A 2,219-nucleotide genomic window follows, 5' to 3' on the forward strand; every position below is an offset into this window, starting at 1 on the left:
TAGGGAATGTCGAATTCTCTTTCACCCCAGACTCGTGCCGCGATCATGAATTACGATCCGACCCAGCCTCACGCGCTGTCGATTATCGGGTTCTGTCGCTCTCTGAAGATCTCTCGGAGCATGTTCTACAAGATCCGCGGGCGAGCTGTCCACGAGGCTGCTGCTGCGCTGCACCCACGCTCCCGCGCCCCGAAGGTCCCGGCCCGGCGTTATGGGCAGGTCGTGGTGAATGAGGTGGTGAAGATCCGCAAACAGCTCAAGACTGATGGCTGGGATTATGGTCCCCGCTCGATCTACTACGAAGCGGCCATGGACAGCGGGTTCCCCGGAGGGAAGGTCCCGTCGGTGGCGACGACGCAAGCCGATACGACGTGGGCTCCGACGCGTATTCGCGTCATGAGAACAGTGCTGATGCCAAGGACGTCCTCGAACGGGCAATCGCCGCATGCGGGGCACCCCAGGAAGTGTTATCGGATAACTCGCTGGCGTTCAACCAGCTGCGCGCAGGCACGATCGGCTCTGTGGAGATCTTTCTGGCATCGAAAGGCACCATGCCGATCAGCGGACTGCCGGGCAAGCCCACCACACAGGGCAAGAATGAGCGCTCCCACCAGACGTTGATCCGTTTCCTCGACGCCGACCGGCCGGCCACTCTCGAGCATCTCCGTGTCCGGATCCAGCGTTTCCGGGAGCACTACAACAACCGGCGACCGCATCAAGCCCTCGAACAAGCTACGCCGCGGGCGGCGTGGGACTTGCTCGAGCACACGCCAGCGACCGAGCCGATCCCGCTGTCGGTATTGGAAGCAAAAGCCTCAGAGTACCGGCGGGCGGAATTTGATGCTCCTATTGTTGTCAAGCACTGACTTTCGGTTGTTCACCGAGCCATGCGCGGTAGCGCTCAGAAAGGACTCGATCTTGGGTGGCGCCGCGTTCAATCCGCGAGATGGCTTTGGGCCAGGCGGGACTGCCCTCGGTTTGTTTGACTCCTGACCTGTGGAGCTTCGTCTTCACTGGAAAGATGTCATCATGCCCAAGCCCTACCCACCCGAGTTTCGCCGTGATGTTGTCGCGGTCGCCCGGAAGCACGAAGCCCCGCTGAACCAGATCGCGAAAGACTTCGGAATTTCGGAGTCCTGCCTGATGAACTGGCTGAAAAAAGCCGACGTCGAGGACGGCGTCAAGCCCGGTGTGACCGAGAAGGAGTCCGCAGAACTGCGGGATGCGAAGAAACGTATTCGGCTGCTTGAGCAAGAAGCCGAGGTCATGCGCCGTGCCGTCGCCTATCTTTCCCGGGACGTCAACCCAAAATGATGTACCCGCTGGTCCGTGAACTGGCCGTCGACGGTGTTCCCGTCACGGTGACCTGCCGGGTGTTGCGCTTCTCCAAACAAGCGTTTTACCAATGGAAACGCAACCCCGTCTCCCAGCGTGACTGGGATGACGCCCACCTCACCAACGCAGCCTGGGACGCCCACCAGAACGACCCCGCGTTCGGTTACCGGTTCATCTCCGACGAACTCAACCTGGCCGGCATGACGGTGGGCGAGAACCGGGTTTGGCGGCTGTGTTCCCAGCAGCGGCTCTGGAGTGTGTTCGCGAAGAAACGCGGCCTGACGCGGAAGGCTGGGCCGCCGGTCCACGATGACCTGGTCGAACGGAAGTTCACCGCGACGCGCCCGAACGAGCTCTGGCTGACCGACATCACCGAGCACCGCACCGACGAGGGCAAGATCTACCTCTGCGCCATCAAGGACGTCTACTCGAACAAGATCGTCGGCTACTCCATCGACTCCCGAATGACAGCGTCGCTGGCCGTCGCCGCCGCCCGCAACGCGATCGGGCAGCGGACCATCGAGGGGACGATCCTGCACTCCGATTATGCCGAGGATGACGTTAAGCCGAGGAACCGTTCCGACGCCAGAAGTTTTTTGGGGATGGCCGCGGTTTTGTCGGTTTAGTGCGATGCCTCAACCAGCGTTACTTTCATCATGTCCGGATGCGCGATGAAGGGAAAATGCTATGGAAACGATGGTTGATGACATTGGTGTCGTCGTTGTCGAGGTGTTGAGAGCGGCCCGCTATAAAGAGTCGACGATTGGCAACTATCAGAAGTCGATTCGATGGTTGGCAGTGCTGGCGCAGAAGGACGACGGCCGCTACACGCCGGCTTTGGGGGCGGAGTTCGCCTCGATGACGACGAGTCCGAGAACGGGCCG

At 60.8% G+C, this 2,219-nt stretch carries 3 pseudogenes; all 3 read left to right on the forward strand.

Going from position 1 to position 2,219, the window contains the following annotated elements:
• Positions 1-6 precede the first annotated feature (6 nt).
• Positions 7-824, forward strand: a pseudogene (locus tag BLS91_RS20895) (integrase core domain-containing protein); the annotation flags it as partial.
• A 205-nt stretch (positions 825-1,029) separates the two neighbouring features.
• Positions 1,030-1,880 (forward strand): annotated as a pseudogene (locus BLS91_RS19405) (IS3 family transposase); the annotation flags it as partial.
• Positions 1,881-2,022: 142 nt separating this feature from the next.
• A pseudogene (locus BLS91_RS19410) lies at positions 2,023-2,219 on the forward strand (integrase); the annotation flags it as partial.

It is taken from the genome of Cryobacterium flavum, assembly GCF_900103805.1.
Taxonomy (GTDB): Bacteria; Actinomycetota; Actinomycetes; order Actinomycetales; family Microbacteriaceae; genus Cryobacterium; species Cryobacterium flavum.